Annotated in this window: 14 protein-coding genes; 5 read left to right on the forward strand and 9 right to left on the reverse strand. The window is 43.1% G+C overall.

The features are described from left to right. Positions 1 to 59 precede the first annotated feature (59 nt). Entirely contained in the window at positions 60 to 1898 is a 1839-nt protein-coding gene (gene glmS / locus R2S08_RS24165; protein ID WP_316837542.1) for a glutamine--fructose-6-phosphate transaminase (isomerizing), read from the forward strand. A 310-nt stretch (positions 1899 to 2208) separates the two neighbouring features. Here glmS (R2S08_RS24165) and R2S08_RS24170 read toward each other — a convergent pair whose 3' ends face one another. Then, positions 2209 to 3210, reverse strand: coding sequence for a helix-turn-helix domain-containing protein (locus tag R2S08_RS24170; RefSeq protein WP_316837543.1), 1002 nt, complete (start codon positions 3208 to 3210; stop codon positions 2209 to 2211). 289 nt (positions 3211 to 3499) lie between these two features. Between R2S08_RS24170 and glmS (R2S08_RS24175) the strand changes: the two genes are divergently transcribed. Next, positions 3500 to 5338 carry a glutamine--fructose-6-phosphate transaminase (isomerizing) gene (gene glmS / locus R2S08_RS24175; protein WP_316837544.1) on the forward strand — a complete coding sequence of 613 codons (1839 nt, stop codon included), beginning with the start codon at positions 3500 to 3502 and terminating at the stop codon, positions 5336 to 5338. A gap of 65 nt (positions 5339 to 5403) precedes the next feature. On the opposite strand, the gene R2S08_RS24180 is transcribed toward glmS (R2S08_RS24175), so the two are convergent. Genes R2S08_RS24180 through R2S08_RS24190 form a run of 3 tightly spaced genes read right to left on the reverse strand, consistent with a single transcriptional unit; the run spans position 5404 to position 13304 of the window. Further along, on the reverse strand, positions 5404 to 6291 hold the full coding sequence (locus R2S08_RS24180) for a PorP/SprF family type IX secretion system membrane protein (protein WP_316837545.1): 888 nt from the start codon (positions 6289 to 6291) through the stop codon (positions 5404 to 5406). Positions 6292 to 6313: 22 nt separating this feature from the next. After that, a complete protein-coding gene (locus tag R2S08_RS24185) occupies positions 6314 to 12730 on the reverse strand; it encodes an MBG domain-containing protein (protein ID WP_316837546.1) in 6417 nt (2138 codons plus the stop codon). A 19-nt stretch (positions 12731 to 12749) separates the two neighbouring features. Continuing rightward, positions 12750 to 13304 carry a phage tail protein gene (locus tag R2S08_RS24190; protein WP_316837547.1) on the reverse strand — a complete coding sequence of 185 codons (555 nt, stop codon included), beginning with the start codon at positions 13302 to 13304 and terminating at the stop codon, positions 12750 to 12752. Positions 13305 to 13620: 316 nt separating this feature from the next. On the opposite strand from R2S08_RS24190, the gene R2S08_RS24195 reads away from it, so the two are divergent. Next, entirely contained in the window at positions 13621 to 14577 is a 957-nt protein-coding gene (locus R2S08_RS24195; RefSeq protein ID WP_316837548.1) for a hypothetical protein, read from the forward strand. Here R2S08_RS24195 and R2S08_RS24200 read toward each other — a convergent pair. The 4 genes from R2S08_RS24200 to R2S08_RS24215 all read right to left on the reverse strand — a co-directional run bounded on the left by R2S08_RS24200 (position 14539) and on the right by R2S08_RS24215 (position 17755). After that, complete coding sequence (locus tag R2S08_RS24200; protein WP_316837549.1) at positions 14539 to 15069, reverse strand: adenylyl-sulfate kinase; 531 nt, start codon at positions 15067 to 15069, stop codon at positions 14539 to 14541. The genes R2S08_RS24195 and R2S08_RS24200 overlap by 39 nt on opposite strands. Next, on the reverse strand, positions 15069 to 16025 hold the full coding sequence (locus R2S08_RS24205) for a phytanoyl-CoA dioxygenase family protein (RefSeq protein WP_316837550.1): 957 nt from the start codon (positions 16023 to 16025) through the stop codon (positions 15069 to 15071). The genes R2S08_RS24200 and R2S08_RS24205 overlap by 1 nt, the downstream gene beginning before the upstream one ends. 99 nt (positions 16026 to 16124) lie before the next feature. Next, positions 16125 to 17075, reverse strand: a complete 951-nt coding sequence (locus tag R2S08_RS24210) for a hypothetical protein (RefSeq protein WP_316837551.1) — start codon at positions 17073 to 17075, stop codon at positions 16125 to 16127. Further along, positions 17075 to 17755, reverse strand: coding sequence for an aspartyl/asparaginyl beta-hydroxylase domain-containing protein (locus R2S08_RS24215; RefSeq protein WP_316837552.1), 681 nt, complete (start codon positions 17753 to 17755; stop codon positions 17075 to 17077). The genes R2S08_RS24210 and R2S08_RS24215 overlap by 1 nt, the downstream gene beginning before the upstream one ends. A 150-nt stretch (positions 17756 to 17905) precedes the next feature. On the opposite strand from R2S08_RS24215, the gene R2S08_RS24220 reads away from it, so the two are divergent. Both R2S08_RS24220 and R2S08_RS24225 read left to right on the forward strand, forming a co-directional pair. Further along, a complete protein-coding gene (locus tag R2S08_RS24220; protein WP_316837553.1) occupies positions 17906 to 19087 on the forward strand; it encodes an alginate lyase family protein in 1182 nt (393 codons plus the stop codon). Positions 19088 to 19132: 45 nt separating this feature from the next. Next, entirely contained in the window at positions 19133 to 21628 is a 2496-nt protein-coding gene (locus tag R2S08_RS24225; RefSeq protein WP_316837554.1) for an ATP-binding protein, read from the forward strand. On the opposite strand, the gene R2S08_RS24230 is transcribed toward R2S08_RS24225, so the two are convergent. Further along, positions 21613 to 22941, reverse strand: coding sequence for a sigma-54 dependent transcriptional regulator (locus R2S08_RS24230; RefSeq protein WP_316837555.1), 1329 nt, complete (start codon positions 22939 to 22941; stop codon positions 21613 to 21615). The genes R2S08_RS24225 and R2S08_RS24230 overlap by 16 nt on opposite strands. Positions 22942 to 22988: the final 47 nt, after the last annotated feature.

A 22988-nucleotide genomic window follows, 5' to 3' on the forward strand; every position in this document is an offset into this window, starting at 1 on the left:
TGACTACATAAAATATTATGACAATCAATATCAATCATAAACATCTTACCTATTAATTTATGTGTGGAATCGTCGGATACATCGGTCACAGAGAAGCGTGGCCAATTGTCGTTAAAGGACTAAAAAGATTAGAATACCGTGGCTATGATAGTGCTGGTATTGCACTGATCAATAATGCCGGTTTAAATATTTTCAAAAAGGCCGGGAAGGTTGTGGAACTGGAGAATTTTGCCGAAGGTAAAAATTTGACAGGAACCATTGGTATAGGCCATACGCGTTGGGCAACGCATGGTGAGCCTTGTGATCGTAACTCTCACCCGCATACTTCTAATGCCGGTGATTTAACCATTATCCATAATGGTATCATAGAAAACTATGCTACGCTTAAGGAAATGCTCCAAAGCAAAGGCCATGAGTTTAACAGCGATACGGATACAGAAGTATTGATCCACCTTATTGAAGAGATCTACAAAGTTGAAAATGTAGATCTTTTGGAGGCGGTAAGGTTAGCACTTCATAAGGTGAACGGTGCTTACGCGATTGTGGTGATGGATGAGGCGCAGCCTGATCAACTGATTGCTGCAAGAAAAGGCAGTCCAATGGTGATTGGAGTTGGAGATGGCGAGTATTTTATTGCTTCCGATGCCACACCGATCGTGGAATACACGAAAAATGTAATTTATCTGAATGATAATGAAATTGCACTTTTAAAGCGCGACGAGTTGGTGATTAAGCGTTTGGACAATGTGATCCAGACTCCATATATCCAGGAATTGGAACTGAAACTCGAAATGCTGGAAAAAGGCGGCTATGATGATTTCATGTTGAAAGAGATCTATGAGCAACCGAGATCTGTAAGAGACTGTCTGAGGGGCCGTATTTACCCTTCAGAAGGAAGAGTTCAGCTGGGTGGTATCAATGAATATGCAGATAAGCTTAAAAATGTAAAGCGGATCATTATTGTGGCCTGCGGAACATCCTGGCATGCAGGTTTGGTTGCGGAGTATTTAATCGAAGAATATGCGCGTATTCCTGTTGAAGTGGAATATGCTTCGGAATTTAGATACAGGAACCCGATCATCAACGAAAGCGATGTGATTATTGCCATTTCTCAATCTGGTGAAACTGCAGATACGATGGCGGCTATTGAGATGGCTAAAGAAAAGGGCGCAACCATTTTTGGGGTGTGTAACGTAGTTGGTGCTTCTATTCCAAGAATCACGCATGCGGGTGCTTATACCCATGCAGGTCCTGAGATCGGCGTGGCCAGTACCAAGGCATTCACGGCTCAGGTAACCGTATTGACTTTAATTGCCTTTAACCTGGCACAGCAGAGAGGAACAGTAACCAATTCTAAGATGGTTGAACTCTTAACTGAACTGGAGAATATTCCTGAAAAAATTGAATTGGCTTTGCAGTCTGACGCGCTGATTAGAGAAATCGCTGAAAAGTTTAAAGATTCCAGAAATTGTCTTTTCCTTGGAAGAGGAAGTGGTTTCCCGGTTGCCCTGGAGGGTGCTTTAAAATTAAAAGAGATCTCGTATATCCATGCAGAGGGATACCCTGCTGCCGAAATGAAACATGGCCCGATTGCTTTAATTGATGAGGAAATGCCTGTTGTAGTAATTGCAACAAAGAATTCTTCGTATGAAAAGGTGATCAGTAATATACAGGAAGTAAAAGCCAGAAAAGGGCAGGTTATTGCTATTGTTACTGAAGGTGATACTGAAGTTAAAAAGATGGCGGATTATTGTATTGAGATTCCGGATGCGAGTGAGGCATTTTTACCACTACTGGCAACTATACCATTGCAATTGTTGTCTTATCATATCGCTGTTTTGAGAGGCTGTAATGTCGATCAGCCAAGAAATCTGGCCAAATCGGTTACCGTTGAATAAGGCATTGAGAAGAAATAAAAAAAGGCCTTTTGGATATCCAAAAGGCCTTTTTTTATTTCTTCTCAAGTATATGAATCTTTGCCTGACAATTGCTGCATCTGTACCTTTTATAAGGCATCCAAAAGAGAAAATGTTTAAATAGCGGGCCTCTTGGAACTCTGGTGTCCAGTTCTCCCTGACGGCATTTTGGGCATTCCCTATATGTGCGTTCCTTGTTGATCCAGTCCATTTTTATATTACTACTTAACATATTTTCCATTTCAGTGTAAATTTATCACCTTATTTCTACTGTAACTAATCTATTACGATACTATGTAGTCTCAAATTCAAATTCTGGACTTCTTCCTGCCATTCTAGCAAACTCTCCGGGGGTAATTCCGGTTTGTTTCTTAAATTCCGAAAAGAAGACACTCCTGGATTTGAATCCGGCATCCATACCAACAGCTTCTATAGTGAGGTGTTTCCATTCATTTTCTTTGGCTAATTTTTCTTTTACGTAATTAACTCTCAAACTATTAACGTATTTCGTGAAGCTTTTGTTGTATTTATTCTTTAAAAGAAAGTTTAGTTGATTAGCAGGAATATTTGATTCTTTGGCTAATTGTGCCAGGGTCAGGTTATTTTGACGAAAATTCTGATGTTGTGCGATATGCTTTTCTAATTTAGCGTGCAGGTCTATCCATTGTGATTGATCTTGCTCCGCCTGTAATTCTTTTTTGATCCTGATCAGTGTTTCCGGTCTGATGTCCAGATAGCTCGCCGTATGTGCCAGTGGAATGCGGGGAATATGCTCCGGTATATAGGATTGGAGATACAGATATTTTTCTTTTGCCGTATTTAGCCGGATCATATTAGAACGTTCGTGAGCACCTTGAAAATAATCTTCAAAGATTTTACGCAGGACAATATTAAACTCCGGAAAGCGGTCATACATCTCCTGCATGTCATCAGCATGTAAGGCTAAAAGTAAAGCATCCTCTACGGCATACACGGTGTCCTCGGAAGGTACATAGCCATACATTCCTGTTACTGAAGTGACGAAATTGCCATCGGTTACAATAAAAGTAGTCAGTTCTTTATGGTTCCTGTTGGTTGTAGCGACTAATATGCCATTGACCAGAAAATAGAAATAATAACAATGTTCACCCTGTTTCATCAGGAACTCCTCCTTCTTCAGCTTTACGGTTTGGACTCTGGCGGTGATTTCGTTTTTGAGGCCTTCACTGAGGGGATGGAAGGAAGACAAGGCTGCAATCAATTGTTCAATTGCTACGGGTTCATTTATGGTTTGAAAGGTTGATTCAGGTGACATGAATTGTTAAAGCAACAGGAAGCAAGTAATTGTAATATAATTGTTATGCAATGTAGTGTTATTATTAATTAAAAGGATATTAATCATGTTAAAATTTGATTAAAATTTTGGAAAATGTAAATATTGTTAATTTCTAGGATTCTCTGGATCTGAATGGAGTTGAATAGAAATGTAACGTGGCTGGTAAAAAAATGAGCGGATGTACATTGCTGATGTTAAGTAATATATATAAATTTACAGTACCATTTAATTTAAAATTAATTCATAGAAATTATATAAAAAGGACCATATGTGTGGAATTGTAGGATATATTGGTTACAGGGAAGCCTGGCCAATCGTTATAAAAGGACTAAAAAGACTGGAATACAGGGGATATGATAGTGCGGGCATCGCGCTGATCAACGATGAGGGGATGAATATCTTCAAAAAGGCGGGTAAAGTGATTGAGCTGGAAAATTTTGCAGAAGGAAAGAACCTGTCGGGTACTATTGGGATAGGACATACCAGATGGGCTACCCATGGTGCGCCATCTGACCGGAATTCACATCCTCATACTTCAAATGATGGTAAATTGAGTATCATCCACAACGGAATTATAGAAAATTATGCCACCCTTAAAGAAGAACTGGAGCGCAGAGGGCATGTATTTAAGAGTGATACGGATACTGAAGTACTGATCCATCTGGTAGAAGATATTTACAAGTCTGAGAGTGTAGATCTTCTGGAAGCAGTAAGGCTTGCACTTAACGAAGTGAGTGGTGCTTATGCCATTGTGATTATGGATGAGGATCAGCCGGATCAGCTGATTGCGGCAAGAAAAGGAAGCCCTATGGTGATTGGTGTTGGTGCAGGAGAATATTTTATTGCTTCTGATGCCACACCTATTGTAGAATATACCAAAAATGTAATCTATCTGAATGACAACGAAATCGCATTTTTAAAACGCGATGAATTGGTGATCAAGCGTCTGGATAATGTCGTTCAGACACCATATGTTCAGGAACTCGAGCTGAAACTGGAGATGCTGGAAAAAGGTGGATATGATCATTTTATGTTAAAAGAGATCTATGAACAACCACGCTCTATCCGGGATTGTATGAGGGGTAGGATCTATCCTTCTGAAGGGAAAGTACAATTGGGTGGAATTAAGGAGTACGCGGAGAAGCTCAAAAATATAGACCGGATCATTATTGTGGCCTGTGGTACTTCCTGGCATGCTGGTTTGGTTGGAGAATACCTGATTGAGGAATATGCACGTATTCCTGTTGAAGTAGAATATGCTTCTGAATTCAGGTACAGAAATCCGATCATTACGGAGAAAGATGTGGTTATCGCAATTTCACAGTCAGGGGAAACGGCAGATACGATGGCAGCTATTGAAATGGCCAAAGAAAAAGGGGCAACTATATTTGGTGTATGTAATGTGGTGGGTGCATCTATTCCACGTATTACACATGCAGGTGTCTATACGCATGCAGGCCCTGAGATTGGTGTGGCTTCGACAAAGGCATTTACAGCCCAGGTGACGGTATTGACGCTGATGGCATTTTATATGGCTCAGCAAAAAGGTACGGTAACCAATTCTAAACTGGTCGAGTTGTTAACCGAGCTGGATAATATTCCACAGAAAATCGAAGTTGCTTTAAAATCAGATACCCTGATCAGAGAAATTGCTGAGAAGTTTAAAGATTCCAGAAACTGCCTGTTCCTGGGTAGAGGAAGCGGCTTTCCTGTGGCGCTTGAAGGTGCCTTGAAGTTAAAAGAAATCTCTTATATCCATGCCGAAGGTTATCCGGCTGCGGAGATGAAGCATGGTCCGATTGCTTTGATTGACGAAGAAATGCCGGTTGTCGTAATTGCAACCAAAAATTCTTCTTATGAAAAAGTGATCAGCAATATTCAGGAAGTGAAAGCGAGAAAAGGAATTGTGGTGGCTATTGTTACAGAGGGTGATACCGAGGTGAAAAAGATGGCCGATTATTGTATTGAAATACCTGATGCGAGCGAAGCATTTCTGCCGCTGCTGGCAACGATTCCTTTGCAGCTGCTTTCTTATCACATCGCAGTGTTGAGGGGCTGTAATGTAGATCAACCAAGAAATCTTGCCAAATCAGTTACCGTAGAGTAACTGAATTTTATCCATAAAAAAAGCCGGTCTGAAATACTCAAACCGGCTTTTTTTATGGATGCTGGTTACCTGAAACTGATTCTTAGATCAAGTTCAAAGCTTCCGTTGGTATAATTGGTCAAAGCAGAAGTTTGGGTGGTATAGGTACCGCTGATCATATATTTATTCTGGTAATCCATACCAACTCCAAAAGTGGCATTTTTGGTGCTGTGGTATAGGCCCAAAAGAAAAACCTGTTGGTTTGCAAATCCAAGCTGCGCACCGGCATCTACGATATTGCTGTGGTTTTTAACACCTCTAAAGGCAACTTTGGGTTCTATCTGTGCTGGTCTTTCATCTGCATTTAAATTGATCTTGTAACTGATTGCACTGTAAAAAGTAGCGACATCGGCCATTTTGATCTCATCCTTTTTGAAGAAGGTTTTTAAATTTGGAATGGAGGCCTGAATGTTCAGGTGGTTGCTGGTATAAGCCACGCCGAAATCTCCGTCAAGATAGGTTTTGCGATCATTGTACTGTCCAACTGAAGGGTCGTTAGGATCACCATTGATGTCGGCGGTTTCGAGCCTCTGGTTTAAAAAGCCAAGGGATACACCGAAATTCAGTTGTTGACCATCTCCGTTAAGTGGCAGGTGGTAAGCATAACTGCCTACTACCCTTGTTTGCCTCAGGAGACCTGCCTTTTCGTTGTAAACATTCAGACCAATACCGACCTTCTGGAAACCATAATCTGCGGTTACGTTTTGTGTAAGTGGTGCTCCGGGAACATTGTTCCAGAGTTTACGGTAGGCTGCATTTATTTTTACGCCTGGTGTATAACCGGCGAAGGCTGGGTTGATCAGGTATTGGTTGGTAAAGTATTGGGCACTTAAGGGGTTCAGCTGCGCTTTTGCAGCTGTTCCCATAATTGTGATTAGAACCAGGTTAATTAATATCTTTTTGATCGTGTTCATAATGTCTAAATCTTTGTATTAGTTAATTGTTTCTAACTACGGTGATGAATCCTTTTTGCTTTAACTGGCCGGTACCAAAATCAATAATGTAATAATAAGTGCCTTCCTGTAGGGGTACACCATTATAGGTTCCATCCCAGGTATTGTTATAGCCTTTCTGTCCAAAGACGATCCGTCCTGCACGGTCAAATACTTTAACCTCATTGTTTGGATAAAGGTCTATGTTTCTCACTACCCAAAGATCATTCTTGCCGTCTCCGTTAGGGCTTAGGATGTTTGTTGCATCGACAGCCTGGTAGTCAGAACGGACTTCAAGAGTAAAGCTCTCTGTCGTACTGCATCCGCTGGCATTGGTGGCCGTTACGGTATAAGTAGTGGTCACGCTTGGCCTCACGCTAAGTTTGGCTGTATTCTGGCCACCCAGGATACCAGATGCTGTTGCCCAACTGTAGCTGGTTCCGCCTGTTGCTGTTAACTGGGCGGTTACACCTTTGGAAATACTCTTACCCTGATCGCTGCTAATGGCCACTACCGGAAGCGGGTTAACTGTGATGGTGAACGTTGTACTGTAACTGTCTGTACCACCATTGGCCTGCCCGCCACTGTCCTTAACGGTAACGGTTAGGGTTGCTGTTCCACTTGCACCGTTTTTAACCTTGTAGGTTAACGTTCCGGCATTGCTGCCATTTTTGACAATATTCAGGCTTTCGAAAAGTGCAGTATTTGTACTGCTGACGCTTAATGTGGTGGTTTGTGCGCTTTCTGGTCCCGGACTGATACCTGTTAATTTAACATTCTGAGATGTGGTTGTATAACAGATGGTCTGGTTTGCAATGTTGTTCAATGTTGGGATTTCGTTTACATCACTGATGTTGATCTGTAGTACTTTATCCAGGCTAAAACCATATTGGGTAGTACTTCTTACCCGAATACTGTAGCTGGACTTGGTTTCGTAATCAAGGCTTGCTGTTGTTTTAACCTGATTTCCAGTAATTGCGAATAAAGCATTGTCCGTATCTCCCGCTCCGCTCACCAGGGTATAACTGAAAGTAGCTAACGGATCATCGGCGGTACTGCTTAATGTACCTGCATTGGTGCCCGCAGGTCTGTTCTCGTATAAAGTAACAGCAGCAAGGCTGATGCTTGTCGGATATCCTGGTTTCACTTTCAGGGTTCCGTCTACATAGGTAATGCTATAGTTTGTTGCAGCAGCTCCTGAGGCTTTGATTGGGTAATCTCCAATTGGACTGCTTGTTGTCGCAGTAGTGCTCAGCATAGGGGCTGTCGTTAAGATTGCACTTGTTTCCTGGTTGACAAAGCCCTGATAGCTGGCTGTTAACGGAGGATTTGCTGTTCCGGCAAATTTCTCTTTATTGTCAGCAGTGATCACCAGTGCTGCGCGTGTAATGGCGAAATTGTTAGGGACAAAAGTAATGGTGTAGTTATTGCCTGCACTTAGTGTTCCCTGGTTAATGGCATAAGCTGTGCCTACGTTTTCGCCTGTCGTTCTTGCCAGTTTACCGGTAAAGGCATCACCGCTTTGCAATGGACCGCCGCTGGTGATTGTGTAAGTGAATAGTGGATCTGCCGAACCATATACCTTGCTTTGACCAGCCGTTGCAGTGACCGTAATTGGTTTTGCAGTAATGGCAAAGATATCAGGTACGAAAGTGATGGTGTAGTTGCTACCTGCACTTAAGGTTCCCTGGTTAATGGCATAAGTAGTTCCTATGTTTTCACCAGCCGCTCTTGCGAGCGCACCTGTAAAGGCATCACCTGTTTTTAGTGGACCACCATTGGTGATCGAGTAAGCGAGTAATGGATCAACTGCACCATATACTTTGCTTTGACCAGCCGTTGCTGTTACCGTGATTGGTTTTGCGGTGATGGCAAAGTTATCAGGTACGAAAGTGATGGTGTAGTTGTTACCCGCACTTAAAGTTCCCTGGTTGATGGCATAGGTGGTTCCTATGTTTTCACCCGTTGCTCTTGCGAGTGCACCTGTGAAAGCATCACCTGTTTTAAGCGGGCCTCCACTGGTAATGGTATAAGCCAATGTTGGATCAGCTGCGCCATATACTTTGCTTTGTCCTGCTGTTGCAGTAACTGTAATTGCTTTTGCAGTGATGGCAAAGTTATCCGGAACAAAAGTGATGGTATAATTATTACCCGCGCTTAAAGTTCCTTGGTTAATGGCATAGGTGGTTCCTATGTTTTCTCCTGCTGCTCTTGCAAGTGTACCTGTGAAAGCGTCGCCTGTTTTCAATGGTCCACCGTTAGTGATCGTGTAAGCGAATAATGGGTCTGCTGTACCATATACTTTGCTTTGTCCTGCAGTTGCAGTAACTGTAATTGCTTTTGCAGTGATGGCAAAATTGTTCGGAACAAAAGTGATGGTATAGTTACTGCCTGCAGTTAAGGTTCCTTGATTGATGGCATAAGTCGTTCCAACGGTTTCGCCGGTTGCTCTTTCCAATGTTCCCGTAAAAGAATCACCAGTTTGCAATGGACCGCCACTGGTGATGCTATAGGCGAATGTTGGATCGGTTGAACCATATACTTTGCTTTGACCAGCAGTTGCAGTGACCGTAATTGTTTTTGCAGTAATGGCAAAATTGTTCGGAACAAAAGTGATGGTATAGTTACTGCCAGCGCTTAGGGTTCCCTGATTAATGGCGTAGGCGGCTCCTATGTTTTCACCAGCCGCTCTTGCGAGTGCACCTGTGAAAGCATCGCCTGTTTTCAGCGGGCCGCCACTGGTAATGGTGTAAGCGAATAATGGATCAACTGCACCATATACTTTGCTTTGACCAGCAGTTGCTGTTACCGTGATTGGTTTTGCAATAATGGCAAAGTTATCAGGTACGAAAGTGATGGTGTAGTTGTTACCCGCACTTAAAGTTCCCTGGTTAATGGCATAAGTAGTTCCTATATTTTCACCAGCTGCTCTTGCGAGTGTACCTGTGAAAGTATCGCCTGTTTGAAGTGGTCCTCCACTGGTAATGGTATAAGCCAATGTTGCATCTGCAGAACCATATACCTTGCTTTGACCGGCAGTTGCAGTAACTGTAATTGCTTTTGCAGTGATGGCAAAGTTGTTCGGAACAAAAGTGATGGTATAATTATTACCCGCGCTTAAAGTTCCTTGATTGATGGCATAGGTGGTACCGATGTTTTCGCCGACAGTTCTTCCAAGTGTACCTGTAAAGGCATCCCCGGTTAGAAGCGGACCCCCACTGGTAATGGTATAAGCGAATGTTGGATCAGCTGCACCATATACCTTGCTTTGTCCAGCCGTTGCCGTTATCGTTATCGGTTTTGCAGTGATGGCAAAATTATCAGGAATAAAAGTGATGGTGTAGTTACTGCCAGCGCTTAGGGTCCCTTGATTGATGGCATAAGTCGTTCCAACGGTTTCGCCGGTTGCTCTTTCCAATGTTCCCATAAAAGAATCACCGGTTTTCAACGGTCCACCACTGGTGATGGTGTAAGCCAATATAGGCTCAATTGCACCATATACCTTACTTTGACCAGCAGTCGCGGTTACAGTAATTGGTTTCGCAGTAATGGCAAAATTGTTCGGAACAAAAGTGATGGTATAGTTACTGCCAGCGCTTAGGGTTCCCTGATTAATGGCGTAGGCGGCTCCTATGTTTTCACCAGCCGCTCTTGCGAGTGCACCTGTGAAAGTGTCACCTGTTTTCAGTGGTCCACCACTGGTAATGGTGTAAGCGAATAATGGATCAACTGCACCATATACCTTGCTTTGCCCTGCTGTTGCGGTAACTGTAATTGGTTTTGCAGTAATGGCAAAGTTATCCGGAACAAAAGTGACGGTATAATTATTACCAGCGTTTAAGGTTCCCTGGTTAATGGCATAGGTGGTACCGATGTTTTCGCCGACAGTTCTTCCAAGTGTACCTGTAAAGGCATCCCCGGTTAGAAGCGGGCCCCCACTGGTGATGGTATAAACGAATGTTGGATCAGCTGCGCCATATACCTTGCTTTGCCCTGCTGTTGCAGTAACCGTAATTGCCTTTGCAGTAATGGTTAAAGTTTGAGATACTTGTGGTGCAGCAAGGTACTGACTGTTACCTGTCTGATCCGCATAAACAGTTACTGTACCTTTTCCAACAATATGGATTTTTCCGGCGATAACTGTAGCAACTGCAGGATCACTTGTGCTGTAGGTAACAGGAAGGAGGCTTGTGCTGGTTGCCCCAGGATCAAAATCTGATGTTCCGTAAATGGATGAGGCAGTTGTTGCTAAGGTAATGCTTTGCGTTAGTTTCGCAATAGTCAGGCTATAAGAATTGCTGACTGAAAAAGGGCTGCCGGTTCCGGTAGATGCATCTGTTGCTTTTACAACAAAATTATAATCCCCGGCAGTAGTTGGCGTGCCAGACAGGGTTCCGGAAAGCAAGTTGATCCCCGGAGGTAAACTTCCTGAAGATATAGTGTAGGAATAAGGAGCTGTTCCTCCAGATGCCGTTATCGCCTGGCTGTATGCGGAGTTCAGACTTCCATTTGGAAGGCTGGCGGGGTTAAGTACAATGGTAGGTATGAGTATGGTTACCGTATAAGCTTGCGATCCTGTGAACGAAACGGCGTCTGTACTTGTGATGGTAAAATTGAATGCACCAGAGGCTGTAGGTGTACCGCTCAGTACTCCACCAGAAGACAAGGACAGGCCGGTGGGCAAAGTACCTGCCATTACAGTATAGGTGTATGGAGTTGTTCCTCCTGACGAAGTTAACGTTGTACTATAGGTAACGCCTATTTGTGGATTTGTTAAAGTTATGGGTGTAAGGGCAATAACAGTAGGTGCGGCTTTGGTAATGATAATGGTATAGGTTTTGGCTGTAGAGCCATCTTGCGCGGTTACAATTGTTGTAATCGTGTTGCTGCCAGCTGCAAGTGCTATGGCTCCGGAAGCCGCTCCGCTGGCCACCGTAGTTCCGTTTACTTTTATGGTTGCATGGCTCTCTGCAACGGTAGGGGTTATGGTTACGCTTGCTGTAGAGTTTGGTACACTTGCCGTATACGTTAGTGTTCCGGCTGCAAAAACAGGGTTTAACGCTCCGGAACTTAAAACAAGAGCATTTAAATCTGCGTTGTTACTTAATGCAACTGAAGGTGTATTTACCTTAATGTCATTTAAAGCAATATAAGCACCCGCGCCGTCTGCACGGGAAAGCCTCACTTCATCAATGTTTTTAAAGAAAGCCGGTAATTTAAAGGAGGGGTTGCCGGAAGTCTGGGAAAGTGGAATGAACGCGACACTGGTGTTTCCCGGGAAGGTAAAAGAGCCTTTGGAAACACCGCCATCAAAACCCTCTATTTTGAACACGATTCCAGGAGTTTGATCGCCCCAATCCATGAAATTTAAAGATTCAAGGGAGAAATTGGTTCCGCTTGTGGATTTAATAGTCCAGCCATAATTGGGGTTGATATCACCGTAGGTAATAATAGGTGGATACCCTGTCCAGCTGGGTTGGCTTGAATCATGATATTGCAGAGGATCTGCGGCTAACAACACAGCTGAGCTGTTGATCGGGTAGGTTTGAAGGTCAAGATCTGTTATGGTTACAGATCCTCCATCTCCATCTTGTGCGATATGGTCTCCAAAGCCAGTTGCATTTGAGAATGTAAGCGTTGGAGCGGTAGATAAAGCTACGCCTGGCGTGGTAATGGTAAAGGAGGGGTTGGGTTGTGTAAATATCGTCCCTCCAGGATTCAGATTTTTTGGCGTGTCTTCGCTGCTTTGCCAGGAGCTGGTCGTTCCTATGGCAGCGAGAATTTGCGCTTTGGTACCACTGATAATACCTGTGTAAACCGTATTGTCTCCATGCAATGTGCTACCGGTTAGGGCCACAGCTGTAGTTCCTGAAGTAAGGCCAGATGGTTTATAGGAGGTGGTCGCAGAAGGCGTTCCAGAACTTAACCAGTTTCCTCCCCCGGCAAGGTCTGTAGACCAGTTTGCAAAGCCATAAATAAAAGTAGGAGCGGCTTCCGTTCCAGTATAAATGAACCAATTGTCTCCTCCGCTGGCTACTGCAAAATCTGTCCAGCCCGAATGACTTACTGTTCCGTAGGAGGTCAGGGTACCGCCGGTACCACCACCTGCAGCAATAGTGAGTTTAAGCAAGGTCCCGGCAGGAATAACCGAGGTTGTTGTCCATGTTAACAGCCCTTCGGCCGTGGTATTGCTCACGTCAAATGCATTTGACCCCGTCCATGCCCTGTCGGTTATTTTAATGACCTGGCCCGAGGGGATACTGGCCAGGGTAACCAAGGCGAGTTCATCGGGTTCTGTGTCAGAATTAAAACCGACGATAGCGATGTCTCCCGGACTGAGTTGAGCAAAAGTTCTTAAAGAGCAAAGAACAATGAATAGAAATGTGGTGAGAATGAGGCGTAATGAAGATGACTGTTTCATGGACTTTATATCTTTTGAATTAGTTCCTTGATGGGAAAATGCCTACCAAGGCAATGATATAGTTCACACAAAGAACCGGTTGGAGGAGGGAAAAGGGTTGGCTGCCGCCGGCCATGCCATTTGTGTTTGTAACGGCATTGGTTAAGCCTATATCTGGAGTCTGGGAACTAAAACCCTTGGCTGGATCACCATTAATGTCTTTAACTGCTGAAATAGAACTGGCTGCTACTGGTGTTACCTGGTCACCCTGCTGACTGCTTACTTTCATCGCAGTTGTGGCAACATGCGTATGCATAGGCATTTGATTGACGGTTAAAGTGGTGTTTTCTACCCCAGTTTTTTCCCCTAAAACATAATTGGAAAGTCCAGGTCCCTGCCCTTGTCCAACAGGTACTCTTCCCCTCAGATCGGGTAATGCGAATGTGGTCACTCCATCTCCTCCATAAGTAGTGCCCAAGATGGAAAAGAGTGCTTGATTCTGTGAAATTGCCATGAGTTGGCCCAAGCAAAGCGCCCAGCCTCGTGGGGCAAAATTACCAGCGAAAATGATAACTGTTCCTAGTATAGGATCCATAAAATTTGATTTTGATATGTGTACTGAATAAACCGAATATGCCGATGGGGATTTAACGGGCGAAGTATCTCACTATGGACAGAAGATAAACCAGTGATGGAGAAGATTGCTTTCATAAAACAATTCAAAAGGCCCGTTAATTTGGTGTGTCAAAAATTTAATTCTGTTGATTGATGAATTCACTCAATAAAATTAAATTTAAATATAAGACAATATTAAATTCTTTCAAATAGAATTTGAATAAAAATATAATATTTATACAAATGTTGCGTTACCTGCTTTTTTTCCCTATAATTACTTTATAAAACTATTAATTATGTCCTCTCCCAGAAGATCATTTTTGAAAAGCTCGGGCATTTTAGCTGGAGTTACTATGCTTGGTAAACCCCTACAGGCATTAGCTGATGTTAGTAAAAAGATCAATACTGTTGATGCAGGAAAGTGTATCAATATCTTTCAGACCAATGATATGAACAGTCAGATCAAAAGTAATCAGGACGGTTTTGGAGGCTTGGAGAAAGTTCTTGCTTTGATGGCCAATGAAGATGTATCTGGATTGGTTGTTGATGCAGGTAATTTCCTCGATGGGCAACAAAGCCGGGAAAGGCATGAAAAAGCGGTTGGTCTGATGAACAAAATTGGCTACCACGCTGTAACCATCGGAATTAACGAGTTGTCTATGGGCCAGGCCGGTTTTTCGGAATTGATCCCACAGATGAATTTCTCCCTGGTGAATTGCAATTATAGGTTTAGCCATTCCGTATTGAGCTCTGCAATTAAACCTTACATAGTGATCAAAACAAAGGGATTGAAAGTTGGTGTAACAGGTGTCGGCCCGCGGCTGGATATAGAAGGGGTTTTGTTCGAAAATCCTTATACTGCAGCCAACAGAACTGCGGAATATCTAAAGGGGGAGGTTGGTTGTGATCTGGTGATTTGCTTGTCCCAACTGGGTTTTGACGAGGATAAATTTAGCAGTAAGGAATTGGCAGAGGTCTCTGCTCACATTGATTTTATAGCCAGTGGCAGCAGCAATAAGATTTTGCAGGGTGCAATGATCTTAAAAAACAAGGAAAAGTACGATGTTGTATTAAGTCAGGCCGGAGAAAATGGAATGATCATAGGGAAAACCAGGTTTGGTTTTAACGAAAATAAGCAAAGAATTGATTTTCATCATAAATACCTTATTACGGGTTTAGCGCATAAAGATCAGTTTGCTCTGGCACACGTGGTGCTAAGGAATCTTTCTGCTGCTCAGAAAATCAACAGTTAACCGGAGGCATTGATCAAGGTTTAATGTGCTGGTGTCCAGGGTTAAATCTGCCAGCTGCGGCGTTTCAAAAGTGTCGTTGAGACCGGTAAGATTGTATATTTTGTCGGGATGACCATTTGGAAGCATTGCCTTTTTATATAAGCCCTTGGGATCTCTCTGAATAAGTGTTTCCAAATCACACTTGAGCCAGATTAATAAGGCTCCATATTTTAGTTTCAGCTGTAGCCTTCCCTCTTCGTATGGATTAATAGCGGCTATGCATATGAAATCATAATCTGTTAGAAGACTTGAAGCATAATTGCCCAGGCGGAAGATGTTCTCAAGACGGTCTGCTTTGCTAAAACCCAGATCCTTGCAGAGGGTTTGACGATAAACGTCTCCGTCTATGAGTTTAATTCTTAGACCAGATTGCTTTCCCCATTGAAGAAGGGCATTTGATAAAGTTGTTTTCCCGCTTCCGGATAAACCTGTAAACTGAACAATATGACCCATTATAATTTTGAGAAACTGAGGTATTGAACAAATCTTGGCAAAGAGGAGTGGTTGGCACTTGCTGCATGAGGAAGCGTATTGAGCCAGACAATGATATCTCCTTTTTTTCCGGGTACTGGTGTGCCTTGTACCTGGCTTCGCATAACATGGTGCGCGTCTTCAAGAGTTCTGAACGATTTTATCCATTCGTTAAATTGACGGTGTACTCCTGGAACCAAAGTTAATGGTCCCCGGTCTTCTGGAACATCGTCCAGGTAGATGAGTCCCTGTATGGTATATTCTACCGGCTTGTCCAGATCTATATCCCAGTGAAGATCACCGCTTCTGAACAGCCAGTATGGGGTTTCGGGCGGGTTGAAGCTCACTTTTTCTGTATTGGCAATGATTTGCTGGCCAGCGTAAAGTTCTGAAAACAGCTGATGTACATTTGGATGTCTCCTGATCGCTTCTTGTCTGGTGTCCTGATAGACTTGTACCATAAGCCCTTGCCAGTCTGGATGTGGCGTATACCAGGTATATGGATTTGATAAATTGATGCCCAGGTGTGTGCAGATCAATTCTTTGACTTCATCACAAAGTTCTGGTTCAATGAGATCACTTATTTTGAGGTAGCCATATTGCTCCCAGAACTGCAATTGCTCTTCATTGAGTAATTGTTTTTGCGTAGGGAGGGGGGCTGGATCGGAATCTGGTTGTTGTGTTAGCCAGTTGTTGAACTGAATTGCGGCCTTTTCCAGGAATTCGTTGCCCTTAAGCTGATCTAACCATTGATTGAAATGATTAAAATGTCTGCATTCTGCATATATAAAATGATAGGTTTCGTACTTTCCCAGGCCATAAATGCTTAGCCATATGTTTTCAAGGTGATCAAAATTGGGGTACTCAGGCGTAAGGTCTCTTTGTTTTTTACTTTGATGAATTTCATAAAAAACACGAAGGAAAGTGCACTCTGTCATTTTTAATAGGATATTCTTAAATGGTATATTCGGTTTAAATTTGAACTGCAATCTACAACATTAAACCTTGCGGAAAAAGAAAAGCTTGGTTGATTGTGCTTAGCTATTGATGGCTCTTAAATGTTCATAACTGTGGTGGCAATCGTCGAAGTAGAATCTTCCGGGCTCGGGACTGGCTTCGGGTCTGAATGATTCATTTGAAGATTTGCTGTGGTAATTTAACCGTCCGAGCAGATTCTCATTTACTGGTATTCCCGTAAAGGAACTGAAAGCGAATACCATTTCTTTTACACCCTTTGCATAATCAAAAAACAGGTTTTCCGAATGTTTCAGCTGATGTATTACGGCCAGTTTTTGATAGTACTGCTGTAAGACTTCTGCTGTATAACCGTTAAAGTCACTTCCATAATGGTCCGGCCTTTTGGTCTTAAGGAGGATGTTACTGACCATTCCGGGAACACTGTGAATACCTCTTCGCTTATCATGAGAGGCGATTACTTCTTCTGGTTTGCGGTAAAGGAAGAAAAAGGGAGTCGTTGGAAACCATTGACGCAAGGTCTCATAAAAGTGAATATGCCAGCTGTCCAGTTTGATGAGGTAATTGCTTTCCTTAAAATTCCGGTGCTGGCCCATTAAGTGGAGTGCAGATCTGAACCAGGTTTCCAGAACAGGTAATTGGATTTCAGGTTGTTTTTCCCCGGCCCTTAAAATCTCGTCGAGTAAGGGTGCTTCTGCAATGACGATATTTTCGTCTGACTGCGAAAAAGCTTGTGAAAGTAAAGTCGAGCCGCATCTGGATACATGAAAAATGAAAGCTGAGGGCGCCAGAAAATGTAATCCTTTGCAGGCCTCAATCATAAAATCTGGGTTGGAAAGGCTTTGTAAAGCAGATCGTTCTCTTTGTTTGGAACGGCAAATTTGTATGGTCTCGTCAAAAAAAGGGTCGTCTATGATTTTTTTTCCGAGGTCAAGCCATTTGAGCATCCAGCCGCTTTCACTGGTGTAGTTCATCTGATAGGGGATCCAATTGGCTATTGGAGTGATTTGCATTATATTTCTGTTCTTAATTGAGCAATTAAACGTCTGGCGGTTTCTGTATTCATTTGTTCCAGTTCCCGGATCATGCCATTTCTTGTCGCCTCATCATGGACCACTCCGGCAGATTTTTCGCTGAGGTTATACCCATGTTGGGCAAAGTACTGGTCTGTCCAGTCGTTGCGTATCCCATCAATGATCAGGTGTACTCTTGCGGAACTACCTGCGTTAACAATGCTATGTGTGGCACTGAAATCCATATACCAGCATTCTCCCTCGGCCAGATGGAGTCTTTCATCTTCAATGGTGAAGTATACCTCTGGATTGGTTACAATCGGGATATGAATTCTGAATTGCCCATCTGCGTAACTGCATCCCTGGTCTTGATGAGGTTTGATGAAACTTCCGGGTGCCAGCGATAGCAGGCGTACGGCTTCTTTGTCGCACTTCCAGGAATCAAGAATCTCTTTTACATAGGGCATCAGACCAAGTGCAGGTGTGTCTTGATAGGTAACGTCCGGATGGGCGTAGATGTCTTTGTTTTGTCCACTGGCGGAACGAAGGGAAATACTCCTCCAGTCGCCATTAAAATCCCTTGTATTAAAATGTAAAGGCCATTCTTCTTTTAGAACCTCCGTTAATTCTGACTGGAGTTTTCCGGTATGGTAAGAGGTAGAGAACTTTATATAATTCATGAGCTGGAAAAAGAAAGACTAAGATAGTTTTAATGCTTAATGAATGAACAGGCCAGAAATAAATTAATTTGAAATAACAAATGTGTTACAATTTGTATGGTGGCTTTGATCCTGATATCTTAACTTTGATTTAATCTAACCAAATTATCTATGTTTTTACGCAGAGGCAGGTTCCTGTTGATACTCAGTCTTATTTTATCAGGATGTTCAGTTATAAAGAACAACAAAAATTCTTCACAAGTATTTCAGACTGCAGAATCCGTACTTAAGGAACAAATATTACGGGAAGCCAATGCTGCTCTAAAGGCAGATCCGATCACTGTAACTGCGGCCTCTTCTCCAAGAAGCGCAGGAGGGAAGCATGATTTCTTTTCTGAGGGTGATTACTGGTGGCCGGATCCAAAAAATCCAAACGGGCCTTATATCCAAAGGGATGGTATGACCAATCCGGAGAATTTTACTGCACACAGATTGGCCATGATCCGGTTTAGCCGGATCATCGGGGCACTGGCCTCGGCCTATAAAATTACAGGGAATGCGAAGTATGTTCAGGCTGCGGAGAAACATTTGAGGGCCTGGTTTATTGATGAACAGACCCGGATGAACCCTAATCTCTTGTATGCGCAGGCGATAAAGGGGTTGTATACAGGAAGGGGTATTGGAATTATTGATACCATTCATTTGCTGGATGTGGTGATGGGAATTCATGTGATGCACAGCAAAATGCAGGGTGAGGACCTGCAGAAAATTAAACAATGGTTTGCTGATTATACCACCTGGCTTATGGAACATCCCAACGGCAAAGCAGAAATGAACGCGAAAAATAATCATGGGACTTGTTTTGTGTTGCAGATTGCTGCTTTTTCCGGGCTGACCAATAATACAGCACTGCAGAAATTCTGTATTGACCGGTATAAAAATGTACTTCTGCCAGACCAAATGGCAGCAGATGGAAGCTTTCCACTTGAACAGGCCAGAACCAAAGCCTATGGATATTCGCTTTTTAACCTGGATGTAATGACCACCTTATGCAGGGTGCTGTCTACGCCCGAGAACAACCTGTGGAATTATTCTACACCAGACGGGAGATCCATTAAAAAGGGAATTCAATACATGTTTCCTTACGTTGCTGATAAATCCTTATGGAAGTTGAAGCCGGATGTGATGCACTGGGACGAATGGCCGGTGGCACAGCCGTTTTTGGTGCTGGGGGCGGCTGCTTACGGTAATGAAGAGTGGCTGGCCACCTGGGTAAAGCTGGACCACGATCCGAAAGGAGAAGAAGTCATCAGGAATCTTCCGGTAAAATATCCGCTAATTTGGCTGGATTAACACAGATCTCAGAGCTTGGCATCATTTTTCCTGTAATAAATGCATATGATGCGTGTTTCTAAGGAAGGTTTTATTCATGCCATAAGAGGTAAAGTGATTTTGGCACTTGTACTGGCCTGCTTTGCCCTTTTTATGGCCTGGTTGGTGAGTAAGGTAGCTTTTCGGGAAATGATGAATACGGTGGAGAACATCTCTTCGCCAAATGAGAAGCTTCGTGTGGTTAACGAATTGTCCCGGAGAATATCTGCACTGGACCAGGTGCAGAAAAAACAGGCCCTGAATGATCCGGGTAATTATAATAAGTTTTTTAAAGATTCAAAGCAATTGAGAACGTTGCTGGATACACTTGCGGGCTTATATGCGGGCGATTCTGTTCAGCTCCGGAGGATTGCCTCTATTGATGGACTTTTGACGGTTAGAGATAAACAATTTGTAAATTATTTAAAAGTTCGCGAAAAACTGATCAATAACAAGTCTTTCTCAACCCAGGTGCAGAAGTTCAATGATCTGGTCAATAAAAATTCGGCAGAGGCAGACAGTACAGTCGTGACTTCTGAAAAAAGGACCTCTACCACTACTGTGATACCCTCGGAAGAGAAGCCGAGAAGTTTTTTTAGTAAAATTTTTGGAAAGAAAAAGACGGAAGGCGAAGAAGATAAAACCTTTAAGATTGTTAATGAAGAAAAGGTAAAAAGAGATACCATCGCTTTATCCAACGAAAGAAAAATTGTGAAGGGAATGGAAGAATCCCTTCGGGCCATAGAAAAAGAGCAAAAAATCAAGAGTCAACGCTTTTTGAACAGAGAGGCGGTTCTGGCCAATGCCAATAGTTTGCTCATCAGCCAGATGCTGGGCATCCTTAAAAAGGTAGAAAGTGAAGCTGTGGCACAGATAGAACAGAACGGTATCCAGGCAAAAAAAGTGGTCAATACGGGTATTAACCGGATCAGCATTATCATGGTGGTTTTCTTTCTCCTTATGGTGTTGTTGCTTTACCTGATTCTGACCGATATTACCCGGAGCAATAAATACAGGAAGGAAATGGAGGCCGCTACAGAAGAAGCGGAATATCATGGAAAGGCCAAGCAACGTTTCCTGTCCAATATGAGTCATGAGATCCGCACGCCCCTTCAATCTATTATTGGTTATGCGGAGCTGATCAAACAGCAGGAAAATCCTGGCAGGAAATATATTGATGCCATTTACCATTCTTCAGAGCACCTGTTGCAGATCGTGAATGAAATCTTAGACTATAACCGTTTGATTTCCGGCAAATTTACATTTACGAATAAGGTTTTTAACGTCAGGGAACTGCTCGACGAGGTTGTGCTTATTGTGAAACAACAGGCCGATCGGAAGGCTTTAAGCCTGGCTGTTAATTTTGAGCTTAACGGCATAGAATACATACAAGGGGATCCCTTCCGTCTGAAGCAGATCCTGTTTAACTTACTGAGCAACGCCATTAAATTTACTGTGGAGGGTGAGGTGCTTTTTTCCGTGTTTTATAAGAGACAGGGAGATTTGCTTCATTTTACTTTCCTGGTAAAGGATACAGGAATTGGTTTGTCTGAGGAGGAAACCCAATATATTTTTAATGAATTCGAGCAGGCCGAAGCTCCGGAGAAATCTATTTTGAATCAAACCGGGGCTGGCCTTGGATTAACCATTGTTAAATCTCTGGTAGAGAATCAGGGTGGAAGAATCTATGTGAAAAGTAAAAAGGGGCTGGGGAGTAGTTTTACGGTTTATTTGCAGTTTGCAGTGGCAGAAGCGCCAGAACTAGATGCTGTAAAAGAGCGGCTGACCTTTCCATCCGGGGGAAATAAAGTATGGGTGATTGACGATGATCAGTTGATCCTGAACCTTTGTAGTTTGATCTTCAAAAATCACCAGATCAACTATACCTGTTTTAATAAACCGGGCGATATGTTGAATGCGGAATGGGATCCTGAAGTGCAATTTATTTTTATGGATATCCGGATGCCGGAAATTCCGGGAACTGAGCTTTGCCGCCTCATGAGAGAAAAGATTGGAAAAGAAGTGAAGATTTATGCCATGACGGCCCAGGTCATGCCGGAGGAGCGTGCCGGACTTCTGGCTGGCGGTTTTGATGGCCTGATTATGAAACCTTTTAAAGAGCTGGATTTATTGTCTGTACTGGAAAATGAATTGCCTGTCCCTTTGGATACGGAGCCAGATATCGTTTTTGACCCTTCCTATATAGAAAAAATGACCTTTGGTGACCAGGAACAGTTCGATAAGATCATGAACCGTTTTGTTCAGGACTGCATTCAGGACGACCAGGAAATAGAAGATGCGATTGCTGGTGAAGATGTTGCGCATGTTTCTTTGGTCACTCACCGTCTTGCGGGCCGTATTGCACAGATGGGAAGCAGGGAGCTTGCGGCTGCTTTTAGAAAAATGGAAATCGAACTGAATGAATCAAAAAAAATAGCCCCCGCTCAGGTTAGACAAGTAAGAATGCTGCTGGGAAGATTGAAAAAGTTAATCTATGAGATTGAGCATTACTCGATCTCATAGCGTTCCATTTTACTGTATAGCGTTTTCCTGTCTATATTAAGAAGTCTTGCAGCCTGGGATTTATTGTATTTTACTTTGATCAGGGTTTCAATAATCAGAGACTTTTCATTCACTTCATTGATGGCTTTAAGGTCTGATGTATTGGGCTTAGGACTTTGGTTTACAGAAATGATCATTTCATCCGGGAGCGAAGTGGCTTCCGCAGTTTCTCCTGCGGTTAGCAAGACCATTCTTTTGATCACGTTTTTCAGTTCCCGAAGGTTTCCCGGCCAATCGTATTTATATAACAGTTCTTTTGCTGCATCTGAGAGGTATTTTACATTCCTGCCCAGTTCTGCATTAGAAATTTCAATAAAGTGGTTGATGAACAAGTCGATGTCTTTTCCCCGGTCACGCAGGGCAGGGAGCTGGATCTTGAATTCATTCAGGCGGTGGTAAAGGTCTTCCCTGAAAGTCCCTTTGCTTACACTGTTGTTGAGGTCATCGTTGGTTGCAGCTATAATCCTTACGTCTACCGCAATGGTCTTGGTGCTGCCTATAGGCTGTATCACTCTTTCCTGTAAGGCTCTAAGTAGTTTTACCTGTACTTCATAACTCAGGTTTCCCACTTCATCCAGGAATAATGTGCCGCCATCTGCGGCTTCAAATTGTCCCTTTTTGTCGTTCAGGGCACCCGTAAAGGCCCCTTTTACATGTCCAAACAATTCGCTTGCTGCAAGGTCTTTGGACAGGGCGCCACAATCTATGGCCACAAAGGGTTTGTTGCTGCGTTTGCTTTGCAAGTGAAGGGTCCTGGCCGCATATTCTTTTCCGGTGCCACTTTCGCCCTGAATCACCACAGACATGTCGGTAGGGGCGACCAGACTAATGTGCTCATATAGTTTATCTGAAGTGGAACTTTTTCCTTTGATGGTGTCTGCATGCTGTTCCTGGTTTACAGGTTCAGCCGGATCATTTTTGTCCAGTGCACTTTTTACGATCATCAGCAGTTCATCGGGATTTACAGGCTTGGTGATGTAATCAAAAGCGCCCAGCCGGATAGACTTTACTGCTGTCCTGACATCGTTAAAGCTGGTCATGATCACCACTGGAACGGTGGATCCTTTTTCCCGTAAATGAGACAATACGTCAAGACCAGTTCCATCGGGTAAGCGGTAGTCTACCAGGAACAGGTCGAAATCCTGTTGATTTATGATCTTCAGACTTGCTTTCACATCGTGAACTGCTAGTGGCTCATATTGATGCTTTTTAAGAAAGCCTTCTAACAACTGAGAGAACGTAAGATCATCTTCAATAATCAGTATTTTTGCCATAGGGTAGTTTTTCATGATATAGCAAAAATACAAAAGCCGGAACGATA

Source organism: Pedobacter nutrimenti, assembly GCF_032678445.1.
GTDB classification, from domain to species: Bacteria; Bacteroidota; Bacteroidia; order Sphingobacteriales; family Sphingobacteriaceae; genus Pedobacter; species Pedobacter nutrimenti_A.

Coding starts and splice junctions, on each gene's coding strand:
- glmS (WP_316837542.1), top strand. CDS start 60: ATGTGTGGAATCGTCGGATACATCGGTCACAGAGAAGCGTGGCCAATT.
- R2S08_RS24170 (WP_316837543.1), bottom strand. CDS start 3,210: ATGTCACCTGAATCAACCTTTCAAACCATAAATGAACCCGTAGCAATT.
- glmS (WP_316837544.1), top strand. CDS start 3,500: ATGTGTGGAATTGTAGGATATATTGGTTACAGGGAAGCCTGGCCAATC.
- R2S08_RS24180 (WP_316837545.1), bottom strand. CDS start 6,291: ATGAACACGATCAAAAAGATATTAATTAACCTGGTTCTAATCACAATT.
- R2S08_RS24185 (WP_316837546.1), bottom strand. CDS start 12,730: ATGAAACAGTCATCTTCATTACGCCTCATTCTCACCACATTTCTATTC.
- R2S08_RS24190 (WP_316837547.1), bottom strand. CDS start 13,304: ATGGATCCTATACTAGGAACAGTTATCATTTTCGCTGGTAATTTTGCC.
- R2S08_RS24195 (WP_316837548.1), top strand. CDS start 13,621: ATGTCCTCTCCCAGAAGATCATTTTTGAAAAGCTCGGGCATTTTAGCT.
- R2S08_RS24200 (WP_316837549.1), bottom strand. CDS start 15,069: ATGGGTCATATTGTTCAGTTTACAGGTTTATCCGGAAGCGGGAAAACA.
- R2S08_RS24205 (WP_316837550.1), bottom strand. CDS start 16,025: ATGACAGAGTGCACTTTCCTTCGTGTTTTTTATGAAATTCATCAAAGT.
- R2S08_RS24210 (WP_316837551.1), bottom strand. CDS start 17,075: ATGCAAATCACTCCAATAGCCAATTGGATCCCCTATCAGATGAACTAC.
- R2S08_RS24215 (WP_316837552.1), bottom strand. CDS start 17,755: ATGAATTATATAAAGTTCTCTACCTCTTACCATACCGGAAAACTCCAG.
- R2S08_RS24220 (WP_316837553.1), top strand. CDS start 17,906: ATGTTTTTACGCAGAGGCAGGTTCCTGTTGATACTCAGTCTTATTTTA.
- R2S08_RS24225 (WP_316837554.1), top strand. CDS start 19,133: ATGATGCGTGTTTCTAAGGAAGGTTTTATTCATGCCATAAGAGGTAAA.
- R2S08_RS24230 (WP_316837555.1), bottom strand. CDS start 22,941: ATGGCAAAAATACTGATTATTGAAGATGATCTTACGTTCTCTCAGTTG.